This is a genomic window from uncultured Kriegella sp. (genome assembly GCF_963975415.1).
Classification (GTDB): Bacteria; Bacteroidota; Bacteroidia; order Flavobacteriales; family Flavobacteriaceae; genus Kriegella.
Genome location: NZ_CAXBGN010000002.1, coordinates 635848 through 660952, shown reverse-complemented (window position 1 = coordinate 660952; position 25105 = coordinate 635848). Strand labels below are relative to the sequence as shown.

General features: G+C 40.6%; 20 protein-coding genes. 12 read left to right on the top strand and 8 right to left on the bottom strand.

From position 1 onward, the window contains the following. The first annotated feature begins 78 nt into the window (after positions 1-78). The 5 genes from AACZ88_RS06670 to AACZ88_RS06650 all read left to right on the top strand — a co-directional run bounded on the left by AACZ88_RS06670 (position 79) and on the right by AACZ88_RS06650 (position 11155). Complete coding sequence (locus AACZ88_RS06670) at positions 79-2562, top strand: ABC transporter permease (protein WP_339708027.1); 2484 nt, start codon at positions 79-81, stop codon at positions 2560-2562. Positions 2563-2617: 55 nt separating this feature from the next. Then, entirely contained in the window at positions 2618-5035 is a 2418-nt protein-coding gene (locus AACZ88_RS06665) for an ABC transporter permease (protein ID WP_339708024.1), read from the top strand. Between the two features lie 232 nt (positions 5036-5267). After that, a complete protein-coding gene (locus AACZ88_RS06660) occupies positions 5268-7685 on the top strand; it encodes an ABC transporter permease (RefSeq protein WP_339708021.1) in 2418 nt (805 codons plus the stop codon). Positions 7686-7759: 74 nt separating this feature from the next. Then, a complete protein-coding gene (locus AACZ88_RS06655) occupies positions 7760-10126 on the top strand; it encodes an ABC transporter permease (protein WP_339708018.1) in 2367 nt (788 codons plus the stop codon). A 357-nt stretch (positions 10127-10483) separates the two neighbouring features. Beyond that, positions 10484-11155: an ABC transporter ATP-binding protein gene (locus AACZ88_RS06650; protein ID WP_339708015.1), complete on the top strand. Its 672-nt coding sequence runs from the start codon at positions 10484-10486 to the stop codon at positions 11153-11155. A gap of 36 nt (positions 11156-11191) precedes the next feature. Here AACZ88_RS06650 and arfB read toward each other — a convergent pair whose 3' ends face one another. After that, positions 11192-11596 carry an alternative ribosome rescue aminoacyl-tRNA hydrolase ArfB gene (gene arfB / locus AACZ88_RS06645; protein WP_339708012.1) on the bottom strand — a complete coding sequence of 135 codons (405 nt, stop codon included), beginning with the start codon at positions 11594-11596 and terminating at the stop codon, positions 11192-11194. Continuing rightward, entirely contained in the window at positions 11593-12567 is a 975-nt protein-coding gene (locus AACZ88_RS06640) for an ABC transporter ATP-binding protein (RefSeq protein ID WP_339708009.1), read from the bottom strand. The genes arfB and AACZ88_RS06640 overlap by 4 nt, the downstream gene beginning before the upstream one ends. A gap of 556 nt (positions 12568-13123) precedes the next feature. Between AACZ88_RS06640 and AACZ88_RS06635 the strand changes: the two genes are divergently transcribed. Further along, positions 13124-13708 carry a hypothetical protein gene (locus AACZ88_RS06635; RefSeq protein WP_339708006.1) on the top strand — a complete coding sequence of 195 codons (585 nt, stop codon included), beginning with the start codon at positions 13124-13126 and terminating at the stop codon, positions 13706-13708. Positions 13709-13795: 87 nt separating this feature from the next. On the opposite strand, the gene AACZ88_RS06630 is transcribed toward AACZ88_RS06635, so the two are convergent. From AACZ88_RS06630 to AACZ88_RS06610, 5 genes are all read right to left on the bottom strand, one after another. Next, positions 13796-15952 (bottom strand): prolyl oligopeptidase family serine peptidase, encoded by a 2157-nt coding sequence (locus AACZ88_RS06630; RefSeq protein ID WP_339708003.1) that lies wholly within the window; start codon positions 15950-15952, stop codon positions 13796-13798. A gap of 93 nt (positions 15953-16045) precedes the next feature. After that, entirely contained in the window at positions 16046-17035 is a 990-nt protein-coding gene (locus AACZ88_RS06625; RefSeq protein ID WP_339708001.1) for an aspartate-semialdehyde dehydrogenase, read from the bottom strand. A 212-nt stretch (positions 17036-17247) separates the two neighbouring features. Next, the gene (mscL, locus tag AACZ88_RS06620; RefSeq protein ID WP_339707999.1) at positions 17248-17658 is read right to left on the bottom strand and encodes a large conductance mechanosensitive channel protein MscL; all 411 of its coding nucleotides are present in this window, start codon (positions 17656-17658) and stop codon (positions 17248-17250) included. Between the two features lie 90 nt (positions 17659-17748). Continuing rightward, positions 17749-18858, bottom strand: a complete 1110-nt coding sequence (gene alr / locus AACZ88_RS06615) for an alanine racemase (RefSeq protein WP_339707996.1) — start codon at positions 18856-18858, stop codon at positions 17749-17751. Next, positions 18845-19495 (bottom strand): thymidine kinase, encoded by a 651-nt coding sequence (locus AACZ88_RS06610; protein WP_339707993.1) that lies wholly within the window; start codon positions 19493-19495, stop codon positions 18845-18847. The genes alr and AACZ88_RS06610 overlap by 14 nt, the downstream gene beginning before the upstream one ends. Before the next feature lie 102 nt (positions 19496-19597). Between AACZ88_RS06610 and AACZ88_RS06605 the strand changes: the two genes are divergently transcribed. The 4 genes from AACZ88_RS06605 (at position 19598) to AACZ88_RS06590 (ending at position 21969) form a co-directional block, all read left to right on the top strand. Next, positions 19598-20287: a hypothetical protein gene (locus tag AACZ88_RS06605; protein ID WP_339707990.1), complete on the top strand. Its 690-nt coding sequence runs from the start codon at positions 19598-19600 to the stop codon at positions 20285-20287. A 76-nt stretch (positions 20288-20363) separates the two neighbouring features. Continuing rightward, entirely contained in the window at positions 20364-21035 is a 672-nt protein-coding gene (gene rsmI, locus AACZ88_RS06600; RefSeq protein WP_339707987.1) for a 16S rRNA (cytidine(1402)-2'-O)-methyltransferase, read from the top strand. A gap of 5 nt (positions 21036-21040) precedes the next feature. After that, on the top strand, positions 21041-21385 hold the full coding sequence (locus AACZ88_RS06595; protein ID WP_339707985.1) for a HopJ type III effector protein: 345 nt from the start codon (positions 21041-21043) through the stop codon (positions 21383-21385). Positions 21386-21393: 8 nt separating this feature from the next. Beyond that, the gene (locus AACZ88_RS06590; RefSeq protein ID WP_339707982.1) at positions 21394-21969 is read left to right on the top strand and encodes a uracil-DNA glycosylase family protein; all 576 of its coding nucleotides are present in this window, start codon (positions 21394-21396) and stop codon (positions 21967-21969) included. Between the two features lie 47 nt (positions 21970-22016). Here AACZ88_RS06590 and AACZ88_RS06585 read toward each other — a convergent pair whose 3' ends face one another. After that, positions 22017-22607 (bottom strand): carboxymuconolactone decarboxylase family protein, encoded by a 591-nt coding sequence (locus AACZ88_RS06585; protein WP_339707979.1) that lies wholly within the window; start codon positions 22605-22607, stop codon positions 22017-22019. Between the two features lie 154 nt (positions 22608-22761). Between AACZ88_RS06585 and AACZ88_RS06580 the strand changes: the two genes are divergently transcribed. After that, the gene (locus tag AACZ88_RS06580) at positions 22762-23190 is read left to right on the top strand and encodes an OsmC family protein (RefSeq protein ID WP_339707976.1); all 429 of its coding nucleotides are present in this window, start codon (positions 22762-22764) and stop codon (positions 23188-23190) included. 12 nt (positions 23191-23202) lie between these two features. Then, a complete protein-coding gene (locus AACZ88_RS06575) occupies positions 23203-25101 on the top strand; it encodes a peptide-N-glycosidase F-related protein (protein WP_339707973.1) in 1899 nt (632 codons plus the stop codon). Positions 25102-25105 lie beyond the last annotated feature (4 nt).

Here is a 25105-nt window from a genome sequence, read left to right as displayed (position 1 = left end):
GGCTATTGGCAGCAAAATTTGCCTTTTGCTAATTGATCCGTTCAACAACCATTAACGAACAATGATAAACAAAGAGCCATGCTAAAAAATCATCTAAAAATTGCCTTACGATTCTTTTTAAGGAACAAACTTTTTACAGGCATCAATGTTTTAGGGCTTTCAATTGGGATAACGGCATTTATTCTATTGATAAGTTACATTGCATTTGAAAAAAGCTATGATAGTTTTATTCCCGAAGTCGATAACCTCTACAGGGTAACATTGACCACAAATCTTGGGGGTAATGGTTTTGCTACTTCTGCAACGAACCACCCAATGGCTGGCCCCGCAATGCTATCGGATTTTCCAGAAGTTGAGAGTTATACACGGATTGCCGATAAGCCAATGGGATTCTCTGGCACCATGAATATTTCATACACCAATTCTAACGGTGACGAAATAAAATCAGATGCAAATGATGACCATATTTATTTCGCTGATAACGCAATTATCGACCTGTTCGATATTCAATTCATTCAAGGTGATCCGGCAACGGCTCTTGAAGAACCTATTACTGTTATTCTGGCTGAAAAAATAGCTCATCGCTTTTTCGGAAATGAAGATCCTATTGACAAAATGATTGAAATCAATGACAATTTCAAACTCAAAGTAACCGGTGTTTTTAAGGATCGGCCAGAGAACACACATTTACCCATGGGTATGATTGTTTCGTATAATATTTTCGGACAAGATGGTGATCATGCGAACAGTTGGGTATGGCCAGAGTTTTACAATTACGTTAAACTTAAACCAGGTACAGATCCGAAGGTGGTCGAGGCTAAGTTTCCGGCATTCGTAAAAAAATATTTGGGGAATATTATGAACGAGCATGGTTTTGAAGCAAAACTTGCATTACAGCCCGTTAAAGACATTCATTTGAAATCTCATCTATTAAAGGAAATCTCTCCGAATAATAGTGAGGGTACGTTGTACTTTTTACTCATTGTAGCAGGCTTTATTATTGCTATCGCCATGATTAATTTTGTTAACCTTTCTACCGCGAAATCAATGGAGCGTGCCAAGGAAGTAGGGCTTAAAAAAGTAGTTGGAGCCCCTCGGTCAGTACTGATTCATCAATTTTTGTTTGAATCGTTGATCATTAATTTCTTTGCAGTTATCATATCATTTGTATTAATTAATTTATTGATTCCTTCTTTTAATTCGTTGGTCGGAATAGAAGTTTTAAACTTTGGTATGTGGGGTCAATGGCAAGTATGGTTGGCCATGATAGGCATATTTCTATTAGGCGGAATTTTAGCAGGACTCTACCCTGCCTTTGTATTGTCCGGTTTTGTACCGATTGAAGTGCTGCGGGGTAAGTTTCATAAAACATCAAAAGGTAATACCCTTCAAAAGACGTTGGTAGTTGCACAATTTGCTATTTCAATTGCCCTAATAGCGGGAACCTATATTGTTTATAATCAATTCTCATACATGCAGAACCAAGACCTTGGCTTTGATGCCGAGCAAAATCTTGTTTTTTCTGCACCAATGTATGCCGATTCTACCACACAGCTGAAAGTAGAATCTTTTAAGCGCGAACTGATCCAAAACCCAAAGATCAATAGTGTGGCCCTGTCCGATGAAATACCCGGAAAACCTATCATACAGGGGAATACCATTCGACAAGTACATGTACGAAGGGAGCTAGGTGTCAATGCCAATTTCGTTATTGTCGACCAAGATTTTATAAAAACCTATGACATCGAACTCTTGGCAGGAAGAGATTTTGTTAAAGAGGATGCCACCACATTGTATACAAGAGAGGGAGCAGTTCCTTCAGGGCACCGTGTGATAATCAATCGTTCGGCCGCAAAAAATTTAGGATTTTCAGACCCTGAGGCGGCTATAGACCAAAAAATGATATTCAAATATGGGCCAATCGATCGAACAACTGAAATAATAGGAGTAGTAGAAGACCACCACCAACAATCGCTGCAAAAGGGATACGACCCCATTGTTTTCATGCACTTTGCCGACTATACGGCCTCGTTTGTAACAGTAAATATTGCAGGTAACAATATTCATGAAACAACGGCTCAAATAGAGACCAAGTTCAAAGAGTTTTTCCCGAACGATCTCTACAACTTCTTTTTTATCGATGACTACTTTAATCGACAATACAAAGCGGAATCGAAATTCGGAATCATCTGTCTGGTATTTTCTGTTTTGGCAATTTTTATAGCGGCCCTGGGGCTTTTCGGTCTGGGATCGCATATGGCCATGCAAAAGACCAAAGAGATAAGTGTGCGCAAAGTTATGGGCGCCACTGTCGTACAGGCCTTGGCAATAATTCCAAGAAAATTGCTAGGCTTGGTTTTGCTATCGGGGGCGATAGCCCTACCGATTATCTATTTTGTCACCAAAAATTGGTTAGAAAAATATGCGTTCAAAATCGACCTCAGTATTACGATGTTTTTAGCGCCCTTGTTGGTGGTTTTAGTGGTCGCGGCGCTGTCTATTCTTTCTCAATCTTTTAAAACGGCTATGGTCAACCCAGCAGAATCGTTGCGTAACGAATAAATCATCATCAAACCTTTGCCGTACATAGGCGGGGAAGCATCAAAAAACGAGAATCATGTTTAAAAACTATCTAAAAATCGCTTGGCGAAGCATCAAAAGTGAAAAATTGTTAACCTTTATAAAGGTTGGGGGGTTTGCCGTGGGCATCGCAGCTTGTTTGTTAATTGCATTATTCATAAAGGATGAATTGAACTATGATCGGCATTATGCCAATTCGGATCGAATTTATAGGGTAGTACTGCAGGCAGAAATAGGTGGGGAAATGAAAAAAAGCACCCATTTCCCTCTGCCAATGGCACAGACAATCGAAGCCGATTTTCCCGAAATTAAAAAAGCTGGTAAAATATTCGGTTCTGCACTTTCTTCCGGTGGAAAAAGAGCATTCCGTTCAGGCGCAGCGACGCAGAACATCTTTGAGGGGGGATTCCTGTATGGCGACCAGAATATATTTGAGATACTTGAAATACCGCTACTACAGGGCAACGCTACGGAAGCTTTGACTGGACCGGGAAACATTGTTATCTCAGAATCGAAAGCGGCTAAATATTTTCCCCAAGGTAACGTCCTTGGGCAAACGTTGATTTTAGACGATAATGCTTCAAAGCCGTATACCATATCTGGTGTGATGCCTGATTTTCCCAGTAATTCACATCTCGATTTTGATTTTCTGTTACCCATTGATGATACCAATCTAAGTTGGACATCACAAAACTACTTTACCTATGTCCTTTTGGATGAAAAAAGTAACGTGGAGGAATTGGAGAACAAAATGCGTGCTATAATAGAGAACTATGTAATTCCTGCTCAGATCGAAAGAGGCAGGGATGCATCATTTATAGAAATTCTAAAAAGTATAGAATACAAATTACAACCGATAAGCGACATTCATTTAAAATCTGATATAGAAATGGCCGATGGGTTACAACACGGAGACGTTCGTTTTGTATGGTTGTTTGCGGCTATTGCTGGGTTTATTTTAGTTTTAGCCTGTATCAATTTTATCAACTTGTCAACGGCAAAATCTGCGAACAGGGCAAAAGAAGTTGGCTTGCGAAAAACAGTCGGTGCTTTCAAGAGTAACCTTGTGAACCAATTTCTTACAGAGGCCGTATTATTTAGCATCATATCTTTTATAGTTGGGGTGGCAACGGCATGGCTGTTACTTCCAATATTCAATTCCATAGCTGAAAAGACGATTGCAATGCCTTGGGCGTCATGGTGGTTTATACCTGTTCTACTCCTTTCGGCTTTAATCATTGGAATTCTTGCCGGGCTATATCCAGCGTTTTACCTCTCCGCCTTCCGACCTATCAATGTCTTAAAAGGGAGTTTGAGTAGAGGGGGTAAAAGTGGTAAACTGCGAAGTGGGTTGGTCGTTTTTCAATTTGCAACATCGGTTATTTTGATTATCGGAACGCTGATTATTTACAAGCAGATGGACTTTATCCTTAAAAAAGATTTAGGTTACAATAAAGAACAGGTCGTGATTCTAGAAGGCGCAAATGTCTTGGGAAATAAGTCGGGAAATTTTAAACAACAACTCTTGCAATTGCCACAAGTTCGACAGGTTTCCACTAGCGATTATTTGCCGGTTGACGGTTCCAAACGCAATCAGACTACATTTAATCTTATAGGCGATGGAAACGAAAATGGCGGCGTCTTGAGCCAAACCTGGCAAATAGACTATGATTATATAAAGACTTTGGGCATAAAAATAATGCAAGGCCGGGATTTTTCAAGGGATTTTGCTTCCGATTCGGTCAATTCAATTATCATCAATCAAAAAATGGCTTTCGATCTAGGCCTTAAAAACCCAATAGGTAAGCAAATTGATAATAACCGCCAGCAATGGACTGTTATTGGCGTTGTTGAAGATTTTCATTTTAAATCTTTGAAAGAAAACATCTCACCTGTGGCCTTACGATTGGGTAACGATTTTGGAACGATTGCGGTAAAAATCGGTGCTGGGAACATCAAGGAATCTCTAGCCGAAATCACAACAATTTGGAATAGCAATGTGCCGAACCAATCTTTAAGTTATGGTTTTCTGGATCAGAAATTTGCTCAAATGCATGAGGATGTCCAGCGTATGGGCAAAATCTTTAACAGTTTTGCCTTGTTCGCTATTTTGGTAGCCTGTTTGGGTTTATTTGCGCTTTCAGCATTTATGGTAGAACAACGCCAAAAGGAAATCAGTATTCGCCTAGTGCTTGGTGCACCTTTCCAAAGTATCTATAGCTTATTGACACTTGATTTTTTGAAATTGGTCTTGGTTGCTATTGTCATAGCCATCCCCATTGGCTGGTATATGATGCAGCGATGGCTCGAAGATTTTGCGTATCATATCAACATTGGATGGGAGATATTCGCAATAGCCGGAATAGTCGCTTTGGCCATTGCTGTTTCGACAATTAGTTACCAATCTGTTGGCGCGGCTTTGATCAAACCGTTAAAAAGTTTACGCACGGAGTAATAGAAATAGTTAAGGTTCCTCCCTTTTTTTCAAAGGTAGGTGGTTCGATCGAAGATCGAATCGGAGGGTTTTAGGTGATTAGTGCATCAAGGTTCATGACTTTAAAATCCCCTTTCTTCCTCTTGTGCCGCACAAGCTTGGCACAAAACGGAATTCATTCCCCTCTTTTGAAAAAAGAAGGGAGCTAAAGAATAACAAATGCCGAATTGATTTTGGCACAAGAAATAAAATCATGCTAAAGAATTATTTTAAAATTGCGTTTCGGAATATTTTAAGAAATAAAGGACTTTTCTCCCTAAATATAGTAGGACTGTCGCTAGGTATCGCCTCGTGTTTGGTTATTATGCTTTTCGTGATCGACGAATTAAGCTATGATAGGTTCAACGAAAAAGCCGATGAAATCGTTCGTGTGGTTTTCAAGGCGAAAATTGAGGGTGAAGACGTACGGGAAGCTGTGGTAATGCCACCGGTCGCAGAAACCCTAAAACGTGAATTTCCTGAAGTAAACGACGCTACGCGCCTAAGAAGAATGGGCGAGCCCAATGTGGCGTACAACAACACAACTTTTAAAAATGGCAAATACGCTTGGGTGGATCCCAATTTTTTTGAGGTGTTTACCCTTCCGGTTATCGAAGGAGAAGTGGTCGCACCCCTAGAAGAGCCCTTTAGTATCGTACTCACCAAAAAGGAAGCACAGCGCTATTTTGGTGATACAAAAAATGCCATCGGCAAAAATCTGGAATTGGAGGGGTATGATCAGCCCTACAAGGTCACGGCCATTATCGATGAGGTGCCCAAAAATTCACACTTTCATTTTGATGCTTTTGTTTCTATGAAAGGACACGAACTTGCCCAAAGTGGTACTTGGATGAATTCCGATTTTTTTACCTATTTGGTATTGCGCAAAGGGTATCCTTATGAACAATTACAGGCAAAACTCCCGCAGGTGCTAAAACAGCACATGGGACCACAACTACAGGAAGAGTTGGGGGTTAGCTATGACGAATTCAACCAAGAAAATTCGTTGGGGCTTTACCTGCAGCCCTTGACCGACATCCACCTGAATCCCGAGTTTTCAAAGGCCTCTACTTTAGAGCAAGGGGGTGATATCAAATACATTTATATTTTCAGTGCTGTTGCACTCTTTATGCTGCTTATCGCCTGCATCAACTTTATGAACTTGGCTACGGCTGCAGCGGCCAAAAGGGCAAAAGAGGTTGGTATACGTAAAGTTTTGGGCTCAAATAAAAAACAACTGATCAAACAATTTTTAATGGAATCAGTGATAGCTACGGTCATGGCCATTATTGTGGCAGTTGTAATAGTAAGTCTTTCTTTGCCTTTTTTCAACATGATTTCGGGTAAAGAACTACAGTCGCAACAACTTTTAAAGCCTTCTTTTTTGGCGATATTTCTTATAGGCGGTATGATAATTAGCCTTCTAGCGGGGGGCTATCCGGCATTTTTTCTTTCATCCTTTAAACCAGTTTCAGCCTTAAAAGGTAAGTTTTTAGGTTTTGGTAAAAGCAAAGGTATTCGAAGTGGATTGGTCGTATTTCAGTTTGTAATATCGGCCGCGTTAATATTGGCCGTTTTGGCGGTGAATCAACAAATGACATACATCCAAAATAAAAACTTAGGCTATGATAAAGATCAGATTCTTGTATTACGAGATTCTTATCTATTGGGAAACGACAATGAAGTTCTAAAAAATGAATTGTTGAAAGACCCAAAAGTAGCAGGTATTACTCAATCTCCGTTTGTACCCGCCGGACCTTCAGACCGTAGTGTTTTTGGTATTTATAAGGAGGGGAAGTTCAAACGGAGAAGTTCGCTCTACAATGTTGATGAGAACTATCTTTCGGTTATGGGAATAGAACTGCTGGAGGGCCGAAATTTTTCGGAAGAATTTGGCTCGGAAGAAGGAAATACCATTATCAATCAAAGTGCCGCCAAAGCCTTTGCACTCGGTGATAATCCTATTGGAAAGACTTTTGAACGTGCAGCTTCCAATTCTGAAAATGTAAAGCTTACCGTAATCGGGGTGGTCAAAGATTTTCACCATGAATCGTTACATCGGGCCATAGAACCTTTGATCATGGTCTATGGCTCCTATGGCGGATTAATTGTACGTGCGAAAACCGGCGACATGGCGGGTCTGATTGGCAGTGCCGAATCCCTTTGGAATAGCTTTAACACCAACGAAACGTTTAATTACAGTTTGCTTGATGAATCGTATAGACAAACATATCTGTCGGAACAAAAAATGGGAACCGTGCTTTACGTTTTTGCTATGTTGACCATTTTCGTGGCCTGTTTGGGGCTCTTCGGACTGGTAACTTTCACGACGCAACAGCGATTTAAGGAAATAGGTATCCGTAAGGTGCTTGGCTCCTCGGTACCTGAGATTGTGGCCATGCTTTCCGCCGATTTCTTGAAACTTGTGGGTATCTCTTTTATAGTGGCCTTCCCCATAGGATATTATCTCATGGAGAAATGGCTACAAAGTTTTGCTTATCGCATAGAGTTGCAGTGGTGGCTTTTTGCCTTGGCAGCATTGATTACCATACTTATTGCCTTTGCAACCATTAGTTGGAAAAGTTTCAGGGCGGCAACGATGAATCCGGTGAATGCCTTAAAAGATGATTAGACGCTATGATAAAAGGAGCATAAAGACCTTTCAATGCGGAGCGGCTCAATTATGAATGACTAAAAAAGGAACCTATGTTAAAACACAACATTTTACTTTTTCTTAGAAACATTAAAAAGAACAAAAGTACTTTTCTGATCAATACGCTAGGACTTGGTGTAGGTATCGCTTCCTTTCTAGTACTGCTACTGTATGTTTACAACGATTTGACCTATAATCATTTTCATGAAAATTTGTCCAATATTTATAGGGTGCGGGAAGGGGAAAGTACAATGACTAAAGGCCCTTTGCTGCCCCAAATGATAAAAGAAATCCCGGAAGTAGAAAATGGCACACGCATTTTCGATTGGGAGGGCTTTCGTTTGAGCTATAAAGACGTGGCCTTTCCCGAAAACATCTACTACGTAGACAATGGGTTTTTCTCCGTATTTACTTTTCCTTTTACTGAGGGCTCGCCAAAAAACGCAATAGAAGACAAATACGGTGTCGTAATAAGTACGGCATTTGCAAAGAAATATTTTGGAACCGATTCGCCCATTGGCAAACAACTTCGAATTAAATTCGAAGATATATTTCTAACCGTTAAGGGGGTGGTAGCTATTCCCGATAACTCATCGGTCAAGTTCGATATCGTGGCATCTTATGAAACCGGTGAAGAAATATCTCCTTGGATTAAAGATATCCATGATTGGTACAATACCTTTTCTGTAACCTATGTGCAGTTGAAAGACGGTACGAATGCCGCTGACGTCAAAGATAAATTACAGCGTATTGTAACTGAAAATTTTCTTCCGGTGGGGGAGAATGAAACCGATTTAAACCTACTACCCTTTAGTGAATACCATGCCGAGGAAGAGTCGAACCGGACCCTAATTGTTATTTTGACCATCATCGCCTTAGGTATCATCGGCATTGCTATTGTCAATTTTATAAATCTCACCATAACCAATTCCTTGGTGCGAATTAAGGAAATTGGGATAAAGAGAGTTCATGGTGCCACCCGACAAACCCTATTCTACCAAATAATGACGGAATCCCTGATGGTAAGCCTGATTGCCTTGATTGTAGGAATTGCCCTAGTTGTTTTGCTTCTGCCAACATTTAACCGCTTGTTCGAAGCCGATCTGCAATTCAAGCCTTTTAAAAATATGCTGTTATTGGGTGTTTTGATGTTGATTTGGGCCGTTGTCGGGGTGTTTTCGGGGATAATTCCCGCTTTATTCTGGTCTCGCAGTAAAATGATACAAAGTCTTCGGGGCAATCTATTTCCGGTCAATAAAAAATCGGTCTCTCGGCATTCTCTGATTGTCATACAGTTTGTGATAGCGATTGTACTTATTTCCGGAACTTTTTTGATTCGGAAACAGATAGATTATATGCTTCAAAAGGACCCCAAATTTGATAGTGAAAATGTGATTGTCGCACAAACCGATAGCTGGCAGTACGAAAACCTTGAAGAAGCATCTCAAAATTTAAAAAGAATTTCAGAAGAACTGGAGGCGAGTCCGCTTGTAGAATCAGTGAGCTTTTCAGGAAGTATTCCTGGAGACTACGATGAGAATTATAATGGCTTTTTCCCCGAAGGTTCCGGTACTGTCGAGCGTATGTTCCTCAGAAAGGCGTATGTGGGCCGGCATTATTTTAAAACCATGGGGATAGAGTTTTTAAATGGCTCCGGTTTCGATCAACCAGCTTCCGCTAGTAAAAACAGCGTGGTATTGAATAAAAGGGCCATGGAAGAATTGGGTTTTACCGAAGCTACGGGACAAATTCTGCATGAAGGCTCTGAAACTGGAAGTGCGTACCGCGTTGTTGGCGCGATAGATAATTTTAGCTATCAAGGCGTACAAAGGGAGATACAGCCTTTAGCTCACTTTTTTCATGAAACGGAAAACTTTGCCGATTGGGATTATTTATTGGTAAAAGCTAAAGCAGGTGCTAGCTTTCAGGTAATTGATCTGCTAAACGAAAAATGGCAAGAGGGTCTGCCGGCGTCTGCCCTTACTCATTTTTTTGCAGATGAAAAACTTAACGAACAGTACAAAGAATATATAAAAGTAAATACACTTATCGCATGGTTTTCGATCTTGGCCATACTGCTTTCTTGTGTTGGCCTTTTTGCCTTATCAAAGTTTACTATGGCACGAAGGGTCAAAGAAATTGGTATTCGAAAAGTGAATGGGGCCAAGGTTTCCGAAATATTGACCCTGCTGAACAAAGATTTTTTAAAATGGGTTGTCTTAGCATTTGTAATTGCCGTTCCATTGGCTTATTACGGATTTACGAAGTGGCTGGAAGGCTTTGCTTATAAAACCTCGATTAGCTGGTGGATTTTCGGCTTGGCAGGAATTACTGCCTTGGTCATAGCCTTGCTTACGGTAAGTTGGCAGAGTTTTAGGGCGGCAATCGCCAACCCAGTGGATGCTTTGCGTGACGAGTAAGATTGGAAAATGGGATTTCTTTGCCTATTATGATTTACGGTTTCAAAGAAGGTTTGTTTGTAAAAAAGGTATGGTCTATTGTGATCTTCACGGTTTTATAGACACCGATTTGAATCCAAATCAAGTTTTCGGTAATACTGTACATGTTTTTGACACTATTTGTAAAATATTTTGACAAAATCCCTTGACAGATAACCAGTTTTCCATGTAAATTATTGATTATAAAAAGATTATATTTTTGGCATGAAAGTAGAACACTATTCGTGAATTGTAACATTTTTCGAAGGGCCACATCTCTTATTTGGTATGTTTTCTCGGAAACAATAATATAAGGTGTCATCAATAAAAAACTAAAATATGCTATTACAATTAGGAAACATTTTTAAATGGGTCAATTCAGGAGGTCAACGAATATTTCTCTTAAAAGATATCAACCTGGGCGTTGAGGAGGGAGAGTTCATCTCAATTATGGGGCCTTCGGGTTCTGGTAAATCTACCTTACTGAATGTTATTGGTATGCTTGATGGGTTCGATGAGGGAGAATACCAATTTTTACACGAATCGGTACACCAACTCAAAGAAAAACATCGGGCTAAACTCTATAAAGAATATATAGGTTTTGTATTTCAATCGTATCATTTGCTTGATGAACTTACGGTCTATGAAAATTTAGAGATGCCCTTGCTTTACAAAAAAATAAAAGGGTCGGAGCGTAAGGCCATGGTTGCCGACATGCTGGATCGTTTTAATATTGTGGGTAAGAAAGACTTGTTCCCAACTCAACTTAGTGGCGGGCAACAACAATTGGTGGGCGTAGCCCGCGCTTTAATCGCCAACCCCAAGTTGATATTGGCCGATGAACCGACCGGTAACTTAAACTCACAACAAAGTGAAGAAATTATGCAGCTTTTTAAAAAGTTGAATGAAGAAGGAGTCACGATTATTCAAGTAACACATTCTGAAAAAAATGCCTCGTATGGGTCAAGGGTCATTCATTTGCTCGACGGCCGAAAAATAGGAAGTGAATGAGGCAACCGAGCACCGATTCTGGCGCCGTTCAATCTTTTAGTCCATATTCGGTTTGCCCCTATTTCGTTTTTTTAATGCAGCCATTTTTTTATGTCTCAATCGTTTTTCGATAGACGATTTTGATGGTTTCGTTTTACGTCTTTTTTTAGGCCTTCTTAAAACATCTTCGATAGTTTCTAAAAAGCGTTGTATGGCAAGTGCTTTGTTTTTATGTTGACTTCGGGTTTCGGCACATTGTAGCAATAATAACTGTTCTTTGCTAATTCTGTTTTTTAATTTTATAAGGATCCGACTTTTTTCATGTTCGGTTAAGGCCCGGGAATTGGCGACATCAAAAGAAAGTTCAATTTTTGTCGCGACTTTATTCACATGCTGTCCTCCTGCACCGCCACTTCGTACTGCTTTAAATTGAAGCTCTTCTATGATTAGTTGTTTGTTCAAATGTTTAGCCGTTGGTTTATGGTTTCGATAGAAACATTTAAAAAAACCTTCTTACCCATTTCTAATGCCTTATGATGATGGAAATTGATGTTTTCGCCTTCATATGTGCCAATAATCATATAGTAACCCCCCATATAAAAGGATCTGTTTACGGTGACTTCTAAACCCGATTTCTCTGAAACCCCAAATTCATGGGCATAAACGATGATACGTCTTTTTGTGTCGGCATACGATTTTACCACGTTGATTGGAATTTTATTTGCCTCACCGAACAAAGAGGCTATGTAAAGATCTCTCGGGTGTTCATATAAATTTTTAGGGGTTTCTTTTGCAATGATTTTTTGGTCTTTCAAAACAAATACTCGGTCTGCAAAGGGTAATATATCGTTGTGGTCGTGGGTTACGGTGAGTACAGTTATCCCTTCTTTTTTAAGAAAGGTAAAAAGGTTTCGTCGTAAGGTGTTTTTCTTAAAATTGTCGATATTGCTGAAAGGTTCATCTAGCAATAATATTTTCGGCTGTTGTGCCAGAACCCTAGCCAGAGCGACACGTTGTTGTTGACCACCACTGAGATATCTGACCTTGGCCCGTGCCTTTTCGGTCATCCCGATCATTTCCAAAAGCTCATGTGTACGTCGGTTCAATTCCTCAGGCTCAAAAACTGATAAATATTGGCTCACGTTTTCAAACACGGTAGTATATGGCATCAAGTCAAAATCTTGTGAAAGGTATTTGATGTACGATTCTCCTGGTACCAAATTATAAAGCGGACCGAGAATTTGGTTGTCTTCCCAGTAGACTTCACCAACCTTAATATCCAATAGTCCGTAGATGATTTTCAGCAAGGTGCTTTTACCACAGCCGCTTTCACCTATTATCGATACGTGTTCTCCCTTTTTTACCCTAAAATTGATATTCTCCAGCACAGGAGTATCATCATAGGAAAAGGAAACGTGGTCTACCTGTAGCATATATAATGTTCTTTTAAGATATTAGGCGAAAGCCCACTTGTTAAAGGTTATTTGTATTACACTCTTGCCCATGTCTTTTTTGCATACAAGGCCTTTAATTCAGACAACTGTCAGATGGCGGCAATAGCTTTAATATGGGTTCAAATTTCGTCTTTTTTTAGATTAAAATCAGCCGATGAAAAATTGAATAATTTATTAAAAAGGGCCCCTTACTAAAAACGGGTTTTCTACTGAAATATTGAACTCTTTCGGAATTCTCTTTGCTTTTTTTCAACAATTCGACAGCAGATGCTGCTGTGAAAATACCAAATACTGAAGCTATTTGCTGAAAAGGAAAGCAATCTCTAAATAGCCCGTTTGCGTTAACCTTTAATGTGATTTCGGCATCTTGGCCAGGGAGATTTGGTTATTTTTTGTCTTAATGAATGTATTATCACCCCAATTTGTAAAGAATTTCTTTTCCAATAGCTATACCAATTCGGCACTATGGGCCTTCTTGACTATAGATTTTTTGTTCATATGCATACACTTTAGTGTGGGGGTGTATATATTTTTTATGGACTTAAATACGTGGGGTGATTTAACGAACCTTTTGGTGACGACGGAAGGTGGCTATTCAGAATATTTTCAATATTTCAAGTATCTTATGATTATCGGCTGTATCGCATATCTTATCATGTATAAAAAAAGATACGGGCACTTTTTATGGCTTGTATTGTTCACCGTATTTTTCTTTGACGATGCTTTCGAATTTCATGAAAGAATAGGGGTGTTTATTGCCCAAACTTTCGATATTCAACCCATTATAGGGCTTCGCGGACGCGATTTCGGGGAACTTGTCTATGTTACCGCTGTGGGTACTTTGTTCTTGATTGTTGGCATTTTAAGTTGGAAGAAGTCGAGCACAAGGTTCAAATACATCAGTCTCGATATTACATTACTTGTGGGGTTCTTCCTTTTCTTTGGCATCGGTTTAGACTTGGCGCATGCTTTTTCGGGAGAAAACAGATACCTTGGCTTTTTACTCGGATTGTTGGAAGACGGTGGGGAAATGTTGGCATTGAGCTTATTGGGCTGGTATTTTCTTCTCTTGACTCAACGCACCAAAACAAACGAAGCCTATCTTTTTGATATGCTTTAAATAAGGAATCAAAAATCGATCTGTTCCCACAAAGAAACCTCCCCAAAATTCGACAAACGCGATTTAGTTAATCATGCGAGTAGCGTGTTATTCCTTGAACGTTCTTAAAACCACTTTATTTGGTAGCTCTTCGAAGCCCATATTGTAAAAAGTAAACCCAAAGATATCGGCATATTGCGCTATAGTTTTACTTACCGGTGTGCCCGCTCCGTGGCCGGCGTCGGTCTCGATACTGATAAGCGTAGGGTTCGGTCCCGTTTGTTTCTCCTGTAATTCGGCGGCAAACTTAAAACTATGTGCGGGTACTACACGATCATCATGGTCGCCTGTGGTTACCAATGTTGCGGGGTAAGCGATACCTTTTTTAACGTTATGAACCGGTGAATACCCTTTTAAATAGTTGAACATAGCTTCACTCTCTTCCGCCGTACCATAGTCATAGGCCCATCCGGCACCAGCGGTAAATGTATGATAGCGAAGCATGTCTAAAACACCTACGGCAGGCAAAGCTACTTTCATCAATTCAGGTCGCTGTGTCATGGTCGCTCCGACCAGCAAACCTCCATTAGAACCTCCGCGAATAGCTAAATAATCAGACGATGTATACTTGTTTTCTATAAGATATTCCGCTGCCGCGATAAAATCGTCGAATACATTCTGCTTTTTAAATTTTGTCCCCTCATCGTGCCAAGCTTTCCCGTATTCCCCGCCTCCGCGAAGATTAGGAACGGCATAAACACCTCCTTGTTCGAGCCAAACTGCATTGACGATATTAAAAGCGGGGGTAAGGCTTATATTGAACCCACCATAACCGTAAAGTAACGTCGGATTTTTACCATTGAGATCCAATCCTTTTTTATGGGTTATAATCATGGGTACTTTTGTTCCATCCTTTGAAGAATAGAATATTTGATTGGATTCGTAATCTTCGGGATTAAAATCGATTTCGGGTTTCCAGTAGGTTTCGTATTCGCCGGTTTCTACATTGTATTTATACGAAGAGCCTGGGACGATATAGTTGGTAAATGAAAAATAGAATTCGATATCTTCTTTTTTTCCGCCAAATCCGGAAGCACTTCCTACCCCAGGAAGTTTTACTTCCCGAATCAATTTTCCATCATAATCGTATTGTAAAACTTTGGAAATTGCATCGACCATATACTCCGCAAAAAAGTATCCACCACCTTTATTCGGGCTAAGTACGTTTTCGGTTTCGGGAATAAAATCAACCCAATTTTCCGGGCTCGGATTAGCGGCATCTACTGTCACTATTTTTTTGTTCGGTGCATTTCTATTGGTCACGATAAATAACCTTGAACCTACGTTTTCGATGAGGTAGTTGTCAGATTCTGTATCATTGATTATCGTGATCAAAGGGGCATTGGGGCTGTTGAGGTCCTGAATAAAAAGCTTGTTTCCAGATGTTGAAGTAGCTGCCGAAATCGTTAAATAATTTTGATCTTCGGTCACGTTAGCACCGATGTAGCGATGTTTTTCTGATGGTTTTCCACCAAAAATGAGTACATCGTCTTTTTGTGGAGTTCCCAGTTTATGAAAGTAGACCTTATGTTGGTCTGTCTTGGCCGAAAGTTCACTTCCATTGGGCTTGTCATAGCTTGAGTAATAAAACCCTTTATTACCAAGCCACGATAATCCACTAAATTTGATATCGACCAATGTGTCTTCAACGATTTGCAGGGTTTTGGTATCGATTACAATGCCCTTACGCCAGTCACTACCACCTTCTGAAATCAAATAGGCCGCCAAAGAACCATCTTTTGTAAAGCTCAGGCCTGCTAGAGAAGTGGTTCCCTCTTCAGAAAAGGTATTGGGATCCAAAAAAACGGAAGGGTCTTGCCCATCCTTTTTACGATAGACAACATATTGGTTTTGTAGACCATCGTTCTTATAAAAGTACGTGTAGTCACCTTCTTTAAAAGGAGCTCCCAATTTTTCGTAGTTCCAGAGTTTCTCTAGTCTGTTTTTCAAATCATCCCGAAATGGTATTTCATTCAGGTATCCCGAGGAAACTATATTCTGGGCTTTGACCCAGGCTTCGGTTTCGGAACTTCGGTCATCCTCTAGCCAGCGGTAGGGGTCTTTGACATCCGTGCCAAAATAGTTGTCAACAGTATCAACTTTTTTTGTAATAGGATAGTTCACAGTTATGGGTTCTTTCGTAGTGTTTGTTTCACAGGCCATAAATAAGAGGGAAATAAGGAGAAATATGCTGAAATACTTCATTTTTTTGATGTTAATTGCCCGAAAATAGCACAAAAAAACCTTTGGAACATCTACGTTACAAAGGTTTTAACTTTCTTAAACCAATAGTTGGATTTAGACAAGGTCATTTGCCACCAAATACTCGGCAATCTGAACGGCGTTGGTGGCCGCACCTTTTCTTAGATTATCGGAGACTATCCACATATTCAAAGTGTTTCGTTGGGTCTCGTCACGACGAATGCGGCCCACGAAAACCTCGTCTTTATCATGCGCATAGATTGGCATGGGGTAGGTATTGGTGTCGGGGTTGTCTTGAACGGTCACTCCAGCACTTTCGTTGAGCAAACGTCTTACCTCGTTCAAATCAAAGTCGTTTTCAAACTCTACGTTAACCGATTCTGAATGCCCCCCAGCTGTAGGAATTCGAACAGCGGTAGCGGTCACAGAAAAGGTTTTATCATTGAATATCTTTTGTGGCTCCCGGGCCAATTTCATTTCTTCTTTGGTGTACCCGTTCTCCATGAAAACATCACAGTGGGGCAATGCATTTCTTGAAATGGGGTAAGGGTATGCCATTTCTCCTTGAATACCGGCAATTTCGTTTTCCAATTGACGAACCGCCTTAACCCCTGTTCCAGATACCGATTGGTACGTAGAGACGACGACACGTTTCATTTTGAATTTTTTATGCAACGGCGCCAATGCTAATACCATCTGAATGGTAGAGCAATTTGGGTTGGCAATGATTTTGTCGGCTTTGGTCAATTCGTCTGCATTAATTTCTGGAACCACCAACTTTTTTGTAGGATCCATACGCCAAGCTGATGAATTGTCTACCACGGTAGTACCTACTTCGGCAAATTTGGGTGCCCATTCTAACGAAGTATCGCCTCCTGCAGAGAAAATGGCGATATCCGGTTTAGCGGCAACGGCATCTTCCAAGCCTATGATGGCGTATTCTTTTCCTTTAAAAGGCAATTTTTTTCCTACAGACCTTTCTGAAGCGACCAATAATAATTCCGTTATCGGAAAATTGCGTTCGGCCAGTACTTTCAACATTACTTCACCTACCATTCCGGTGGCGCCTACAACTGCTACTTTCATATCACTTTATTTATGAGCGACAAATGTACTGCAACGGGTATTGTCTCGCAAGTACTACGAATAACATTTATTAAAATATAACAAAATGTTATATAAATAACAATATTGCAAAAAATAACCGCAGACCTGTTAGCGAAACCTGGTCTGCGGTTTTTGAAATTAATGCTGTAGTGCAGCGGATGTATTCGATCAAACAGTCATCGAGTGACTATTTATTTTTTCTTCAACAAATCACGTATTTCTATTAACAATTCTTCCTGTGTTGGTCCGGCAGGAGCTTCTTCCACGACCTCTGGCGGTTTTTTTAGCTTATTGTAGGCTTTGATTATAACAAACATCACAAAACCAACAATAATCAAGTTGACAATGGTATTGACCCAAGCGCCCCATCTGATGGCGTTTTCGGCAACGTAGCCCGCTTCTCCTTCTGTACCTGATGCAGGTGTCAATACTATTTTTAAATTGGCAAAATCGACACCTCCGGCAAAATGCCCGACAATTGGCATGATGATGTCGGCAACAAATCCGTTCACGACCAAGCCTACAGCGCTAGCCATGATAACTGCAACGGCAAATTCGATGACGTTGCCTGTCATAATAAAATCTTTGAACTCTTTTAACATGTCTAAATCTTTAAATGGTTAATTATTTAATAATGTTTATAGACTGCAATGTAGTTAAAAAGGCCTTTGTTTCAAAGGGGTGCATTTAATTTAATCGTCGATACACAATCTCTTAACGCGCTGTGAAATACCGGTCAAGAGTTCATATGAGATAGTTTTTACACCTGTGGCCATTTCGTGTGCGGTTGGGTCTTCCCCAAAAATTACCACTTCATCACCTTCTTGGCAATTCAATCCAGTGATGTCGATCATAATCATATCCATGCATACGTTGCCAATAATAGGGGCTTTCTTCCCATTAACCGTAACATATGCTTTTCCATTACCATATTGCTTGCCAATGCCGTCAGCATGACCTAAGGGGAGGGTTGCCGTAACTCTTTCTTTAGAAGAGATATAACCACGATTATAGCCTACACTTTCTTCCGGTGAAATGCTATGAATTTGGGAAATGGCAGTCTTTAAGGTGGCTACGGGCTTTAATTGCCTATCGACTTCGGGATCATTGCCAAATCCGTATAGACCGATTCCGCTCCTGACCATATCGAATTGGGCTTCCGGATAGTTAATAATACCAGATGTATTCAATGTATGTTTACAGACAACTCGGCTTAATTTATCTTCTATTGTCTTCGCAATTCTCTTAAAAGTTTCAATTTGACCCAAGGTAAACGCTTTTTCATTCAAATCTTCCGAAGCGGCCAAATGAGAGAAAATAGAGGCCATTTTTACTTCAGGACTTCGGTCTAGTATTTCTAAAACGGCATCTACCTCGTTCTCCCTAAAACCTAATCGATTAAGGCCGGTGTTGAATTTGATGTGTACCGGGTAGTCTTTTTGACCTTTTTTTTGCGCAAGCGCGATAAATTCGCTCAAAATCTTGGTAGAATACAAACTTGGTTCAAGACGGTGTCTTAACAATTCATCGAAATTATCGGCTAGTGGGTGCAGTACCAATATGGGTAATTTAATTCCTGCTTCCCTAAGAACAACACCTTCGCTGGTATAGGCAACTGCAAAATAGTCTACCCCTACACTTTCTAATTTCAGTGCAATTTTTACGGCGTCGCTGCCATAGGCAAAAGCTTTTACGACTGCCAGAAACTTCGTGGTCGGTTTCAATTTCAATCGTAAATAGTTGTAATTATGTGCTAGAGCGTTTAGGTTAAGCTCTAATATTGTCTGTTTAGCTTTGGGCATCGGTATTCTTTTTGTTCCCTAAAACCTCTTCATCGGCAACGTTCATATGTTTTACTTTTTCTTTTAACATGGCTTTGTAGTATGCCGACCTGCTCAAAGGCTCGTATTCTCCTGTCTCACCCAGCAATACCAGATTGTCATTGCTCGATTTTCGGTAACTATAATTGGCCAGATTTCCGGTTCGGGTGCATATGGCATGTACTTTGGTAACATATTCGGCTGTGGCCATCAAGGCAGGCATAGGACCAAAAGGGTTTCCTTTGAAATCCATATCGAGTCCAGCAACAATAACACGAATACCTTTGTTGGCCAAATCGTTGCAGACGGTAACAATTTCGTCATCAAAAAATTGCGCTTCGTCAATTCCGATCACATCACAAGTATCTGCTAAAATTCGGATATTGGCCGCTGCAGGGACTGGAGTCGATCTGATTTCATTGGCATCATGTGATACCACCATATCTTCATGATATCTGGTGTCGACGATAGGCTTAAAAATTTCGACCTTTTGTTTGGCGAACTGTGCACGCTTTAATCTACGTATAAGTTCTTCGGTCTTACCGGAGAACATAGACCCGCAGATAACCTCTATCCAGCCGAATTGTTCCTGATTATTAACGGTGTTTTCAAGAAACATTTTGTAATTTTAGACGAAAATAAGGTGTTTTTTCGTTCTTATTATAGCGAACATGAAATTAACTAAAAAGTAAGCCGTTTTAGAAGCATAAAAATTAAAGCGATGAAAAGAAAGTTGAAAGAAGAGTTGATAAAAATGTCTACAGATATTATCACCTCCCGAGATATGAACAATGTTGCCGAGCTCTATGAGGCGTCTAAAAACCTCTATGAGAAATTGGCCGTACTAAAGTTTATCGATGAAGAACTGAATGAGATGGAGGTCGATGTATCTAAAAATGTAATCGCCTCTAAATTTGAGCTTATGGCAAACGCAGTGCTCAATGCGAATTCGTCCGTTCCCGAAACTAATCCGCATGAAGAAGACATTATGACGCCTGGGATGGATACCATCAAGCATATTGTTTCTGAAATGCCCAGCGATACACCGGTCGATGAGGTGCTGGCAGAATTCTTGGCCAAGCCGCAGTTCATGAAAAATGATAAGGAGCTTTTTATGCCGCCGAATGAGAATGGTATACAGAAAGAAACAATTCAAAAATCTATAAATGATGCCTTGACCAATAAAGACATCAAAGTCGACCTTAACAATAGACTGGCGTTTGTAAAACACCTGTTCGATGGTAGTATGGAAGACTATAACCGGGTACTATCTCAATTGAATACTATTGAATCGGAAGAACGGTCCGTGGCCTTTATAAATAATCTGGTGCGTCCCGAATATAATAACTGGGAAGGCAAAGAAGAATATGTAAATCGATTTATGGCGTTGATTGAACGTAGGTTTGCTTAATCAAATAGTAATAAATACACTTAAATTATACGAGTCGAAAGTTGGTAAATCAGCTTTCGACTTCTTATTTTAGAAAATGGGAAAACTATTTATAGTACCTACCCCAATAGGTAATTTAGAAGATATTACCCTTCGGGCGATAAAAGTTTTGAAGGCCGTTGATGTGATTTTGGCAGAAGATACCCGCACAAGTGGCAAACTGTTACAACATTATGACATTGCCACGCCCATGCAATCACATCATATGCACAATGAGCATAAAACGGTTGAAGGCTTGGTTCGGCGACTTGAGGCCAGCGAAGATATGGCGCTTATTTCCGATGCGGGCACCCCTGCTATATCAGATCCAGGGTTTTTATTGACACGCCTGTGTGTGGAAAAAGGCGTTGCCGTTGAGTGTCTTCCAGGGGCTACTGCTTTTGTTCCGGCGTTGGTGAATAGCGGGCTGCCTAACGACAGATTTGTTTTTGAGGGTTTTCTTCCCCCGAAGAAGGGACGTCAAACCCGATTATTGGTACTGGCAGAAGAAACTCGAACAATGGTATTTTACGAATCGCCTCACAAATTACTGAAAACCTTGACGAATTTTATAGAATATTTGGGGGAAGACAGATTGGTCACGGTCTCTAGGGAGTTGACCAAATTATATGAGGAAACTATTCGCGGCACGGCAAAGGAAGTTTTGAAGCACTATACCGAAAAGCCGCCTAAAGGAGAAATTGTAATAGTAGTAGCTGGAAAAAGATAAATACAATGAAACTGGAAACATTCAAGAAAAAAATAAAAGAAACGCCCACCTTGGTCGAGTTTTCGGAGACCATGGCAGTTATCGATGAAAATTATACGTTTGAACCAACTGCCTTTACGAATGGGAGTTTACGAAACGAAAGTGGACAAAATACGGGTTCTTGCAAATTGTTTGCGTTTGCAAAAAAACAAGCCTTGACAAAAGAAGAAACATTGGCGTGCTTTGGCAGTTATTATTTTGACGACGTACTTAAAAACCCTGATGGTACCGGTCATCAGAACATTCGAAATTTTATGAAAGCAGGTTTTGAAGAGCTCACATTTGAAAAGAACCCTTTAGAGGAAAAGTAGCTTATGACATGCAAGAACTACTATCTGAAATACGAGGTTGTGAAGTTTGTAAGCCCCATTTGCCTTTAGGGCCAAGACCAATTGTTGCGGCTCATGCAACTGCTAAGATTGTAATTATCGGTCAGGCGCCTGGTACTAAAGTTCACCAAACGGGTATTCCGTGGGACGACCCCAGTGGGCGGCAGCTTAGAAAATGGCTAGGTGTTACCGATGAGGTGTTTTATGACGAATCAAAAATTGCGCTGATTCCCATGGGGTTTTGTTATCCCGGAAAAGGTAAAAGCGGCGATTTGCCCCCTCGCCCCGAATGTGCGCCACTTTGGCACGAGAGATTGTTTAATAGCATGCAAGACTTAGAATTGATCGTAGTAATCGGCATATACGCGCAAAGCTATTATTTAAAGGAAAAGCGGGAGAGAAATTTGACCGAAACCGTTAGAATGTATAAAAACTATTGGCCACGTTATTTTCCGTTACCGCATCCTTCCCCAAGAAATCGCTTTTGGTTGAGTAAAAATTCGTGGTTTGAGAAAGCGGTTGTGCCTGAATTGCAGCAACGGGTTTTGAGTATTCTAAATGAATGACAAGTTGACCTTTTCAGATTACGCATAAAAATTGCGTTCGAATTAACTTATGTGTGTTTCCCTTTTTCCCATCCATATTTTTTTAAGTACTGGTTTCCACTTTCAATAGCTCCATCTTCGAGGGCAGTTCCCATAGAATCGTTCCAACGGTTCAGAAACCCGAATAACGAAATAACACCGAGCATCTCTACAATTTCCCCTTCGTTCCAGTATTTGCATAGGTTGTTTTTGATTTTGGCATTCACGGTATTGGGCACCTGAGAAGCAGCGAGTGAAAATTCAAGTGCGGCACGCTCTGCATCGGAAAAAGCAGGATGGGTGCGATATTCCCAAATATTGTCGAGTTGTTCTTGCTTCGCCCCATAACGCTCCGCAGCTCGAATAGCATGGGCTTGGCAATATCGGCAGCCAGTGGCGTTGCTGCTAACCCACGCAATCATTCGTTTTAAGGCGGAAGATACACCCCCTTCATTGGCCATAACGGCTTTGTTGAGGTTGATAAAAGCTTTTGAAATGGCTGGGCGGTGTTGCATGGTCAAGACAGAATTCGGACAAAAGCCTAAGGTTTCGTCAAAGAACTCTGCCAGTTCCTTGGTTTCGGAATCGTGATTCGAATCAAGTGGATTTACTAGGGGCATATCGATTCCATTACGTTCTTAAACTAAACAATCGGTCGGGAACCGATTCAAAATATATTTAAAGATAATTAATTCGGGCAACATTCCGAATTAATCGAACCAGAGAATGCGATGCTGTTTCTTTTGTCTATTTTTGAAATTAAAAAACATATTTATGGGTACCACAAATCATATAACGACCAAATGGCTTGGTGAAAAGGCATTTGAGAGCAACAATCCTTCGGGCTTAAACTTCAAAATCGATGCAAGTCCCGATGATGGGGGCGAAGGTCAGGGCTTTAGACCAAAGGCACTGATGCTATCGAGTTTGGCGGGTTGTTCGGGACTAGATATCGCCGGGCTAATTAAGAAAATGAAATTGGAGGTAGATGATTTTCATATTGAGACCATTGCTAATCTAACCGACGAACACCCCAAGTATTACGATTCCGTGGTTGTAGAATACCATTTTCACGGCGGCAATCTCAATGAGAAAAAACTGCAACGGGCGGTAGACCTTTCGGTTGAAAAGTATTGTGGGGTGATGGAGATGTTCCGTCGGTTCGCCAAAATGGAAATTAAGACATTCTTTCACAAAAATTAAATAATGTAATCTGTGAGAAAAAGTATTATAATAGCATGTCTTCTTAGTTTTTCCGTTCTGTTTTCACAATCCAAGGAGCATATAGTTTCACATGATGGAGCGGTAATTGTGACAGATCCTTCGAAGGGGAACAAATCACATAAGCAAATAGCTAAGTTTCCACAAGAGGGAAAATCGATACGGCGCATGATGCTTCTGTTGACCTTAGAATGCCCCGATAGCATGCGATGTGCCGATTGGGATTATTCAGACCATATTATGGCTACGCCCAAAACCGATACCGTTTCATATGAAATTGCAAGGTTCATCACTCCTTATGGGGGGCGTTTTCAAAAAGATTGGAAATTTCAATGGGAGGTCGATGTAACTGATTTTAGTGAAATTTTACGAAATGATGTGGAAATCGATTATGTACATTCGGGTTATGAAGACAATAAGGATCGAGGCTGGAAGCTCACACTTGATTTTGAGGTGCTCTACGGGCCTCCAGTGGCAAAACCTTTGGCTGTCCATACAATTTACAACGGTTCTTATCGCTATGGTGATGAGCAAGATCCCATAGAAAACCACCTGATTGCTAAAACCATTGAGGCGGTACCGGAAAATGCTTTTTCAAAATTAAGAGTACATCAAACCGGTCATGGTATGGACGCCGATGGATGCGGTGAATTCTGTAATAAATATCGTGAAGTGGTTTTTAATGGAGAAATAATTGACCATAAGGCGTTATGGATGGAGTGTGGAGACAATCCGTTATACCCGCAGGCCGGTACGTGGATTTTTGATCGGGCCAATTGGTGCCCGGGGCAATTGATACAGCCCGATGAGGTAATGCTTTCTACAACGGGCGGGGAGGCTTTTACCCTTGATATCAATATGGAACCCTATGTGGCAAAAAAGCCTAGTGCCAATGAAGATATTTGGGCCTACGTCGTAGAATATGGAGCTATTAGCTCAGAAAATGATGTGACTTTGCTGGATATTATTTCACCTTCGGAAAAAGACATACATCGTCGTAAAAATCCTAGCGGAGGATGCCCCGTAATCCGCATAAAAAATAATGGGAAAAATGACTTAAAGAAACTTCGTATCGTATATCACTTAGCCGATGGGAAACCAAAAAATTTCGATTGGTCAGGCACTATCCCCTTTGGTGAAACCGCACTTTTAAGCTTGCCGGAAGCGATTTATGCGGTTAATGACTCCATTCCTTTTACGGTAAGCCTAAAAAAACCGAACGGTAAAAAGGATGGCTTTCCGGCAGATAATGAAATGGTCAGCATCTATCGGAAGCCTGATATTCTGCCCCAGGATATTGTTGTGCAGTTTAAAACAAACAAAGTTCGCCAAAATGCATACAAAATCAGTAAGGCAGACGGAAGTGTTGTTTTCGAACGTGATAGCCTTCAGTTAAACCCTAGCACAACGTATCGCGATAGCCTGCAATTATCGCCTGGATCCTATAGTTTTGAGGTTTTTGATGCAGGGGGCGACGGATTGGAATTTTGGTTCAAGGCGAAAGAGGGTCAGGGTTCGGTGCGTATTCTCGATACGCTCGATAGGGCCATAAAACATTTCGGGTCTGATTTTGGAAGTGGAATTCTATATAATTTTGTGGTACGGCCCCAAGCGGAATATCAACTGGATGACAAACCCTTTATATCGGTTTTTCCTGCACGAACAGATGGGCCTATCGCTCTTGAATATTTTAATAATGAGCCTAAAGATGTCAAGGTCATTATAGTGGATCAGAATGACGAGAGTAAGGTTGTGGAAGAACATACCTATCACCATCTTAGCAGCGGAAATTTGACTTATAATTTGTCGTACCTTCCTAAAATGCGCTATTATATTAAAGTAGTAGTCGATGGGAAGGAAATTTTTAAAAATCGTATACGTTTGAAAGAATAGAAGC

Excerpts from the sequence above, each read along its gene's own strand:
- AACZ88_RS06670 (WP_339708027.1), top strand. The coding sequence starts at position 79 with ATGCTAAAAAATCATCTAAAAATTGCCTTACGATTCTTTTTAAGGAAC.
- AACZ88_RS06665 (WP_339708024.1), top strand. The coding sequence starts at position 2,618 with ATGTTTAAAAACTATCTAAAAATCGCTTGGCGAAGCATCAAAAGTGAA.
- AACZ88_RS06660 (WP_339708021.1), top strand. The coding sequence starts at position 5,268 with ATGCTAAAGAATTATTTTAAAATTGCGTTTCGGAATATTTTAAGAAAT.
- AACZ88_RS06655 (WP_339708018.1), top strand. The coding sequence starts at position 7,760 with ATGTTAAAACACAACATTTTACTTTTTCTTAGAAACATTAAAAAGAAC.
- AACZ88_RS06650 (WP_339708015.1), top strand. The coding sequence starts at position 10,484 with ATGCTATTACAATTAGGAAACATTTTTAAATGGGTCAATTCAGGAGGT.
- AACZ88_RS06640 (WP_339708009.1), bottom strand. The coding sequence starts at position 12,567 with ATGCTACAGGTAGACCACGTTTCCTTTTCCTATGATGATACTCCTGTG.
- AACZ88_RS06635 (WP_339708006.1), top strand. The coding sequence starts at position 13,124 with ATGGACTTAAATACGTGGGGTGATTTAACGAACCTTTTGGTGACGACG.
- AACZ88_RS06630 (WP_339708003.1), bottom strand. The coding sequence starts at position 15,952 with ATGAAGTATTTCAGCATATTTCTCCTTATTTCCCTCTTATTTATGGCC.
- AACZ88_RS06625 (WP_339708001.1), bottom strand. The coding sequence starts at position 17,035 with ATGAAAGTAGCAGTTGTAGGCGCCACCGGAATGGTAGGTGAAGTAATG.
- mscL (WP_339707999.1), bottom strand. The coding sequence starts at position 17,658 with ATGTTAAAAGAGTTCAAAGATTTTATTATGACAGGCAACGTCATCGAA.
- alr (WP_339707996.1), bottom strand. The coding sequence starts at position 18,858 with ATGCCCAAAGCTAAACAGACAATATTAGAGCTTAACCTAAACGCTCTA.
- AACZ88_RS06610 (WP_339707993.1), bottom strand. The coding sequence starts at position 19,495 with ATGTTTCTTGAAAACACCGTTAATAATCAGGAACAATTCGGCTGGATA.
- AACZ88_RS06605 (WP_339707990.1), top strand. The coding sequence starts at position 19,598 with ATGAAAAGAAAGTTGAAAGAAGAGTTGATAAAAATGTCTACAGATATT.
- rsmI (WP_339707987.1), top strand. The coding sequence starts at position 20,364 with ATGGGAAAACTATTTATAGTACCTACCCCAATAGGTAATTTAGAAGAT.
- AACZ88_RS06595 (WP_339707985.1), top strand. The coding sequence starts at position 21,041 with ATGAAACTGGAAACATTCAAGAAAAAAATAAAAGAAACGCCCACCTTG.
- AACZ88_RS06590 (WP_339707982.1), top strand. The coding sequence starts at position 21,394 with ATGCAAGAACTACTATCTGAAATACGAGGTTGTGAAGTTTGTAAGCCC.
- AACZ88_RS06585 (WP_339707979.1), bottom strand. The coding sequence starts at position 22,607 with ATGCCCCTAGTAAATCCACTTGATTCGAATCACGATTCCGAAACCAAG.
- AACZ88_RS06580 (WP_339707976.1), top strand. The coding sequence starts at position 22,762 with ATGGGTACCACAAATCATATAACGACCAAATGGCTTGGTGAAAAGGCA.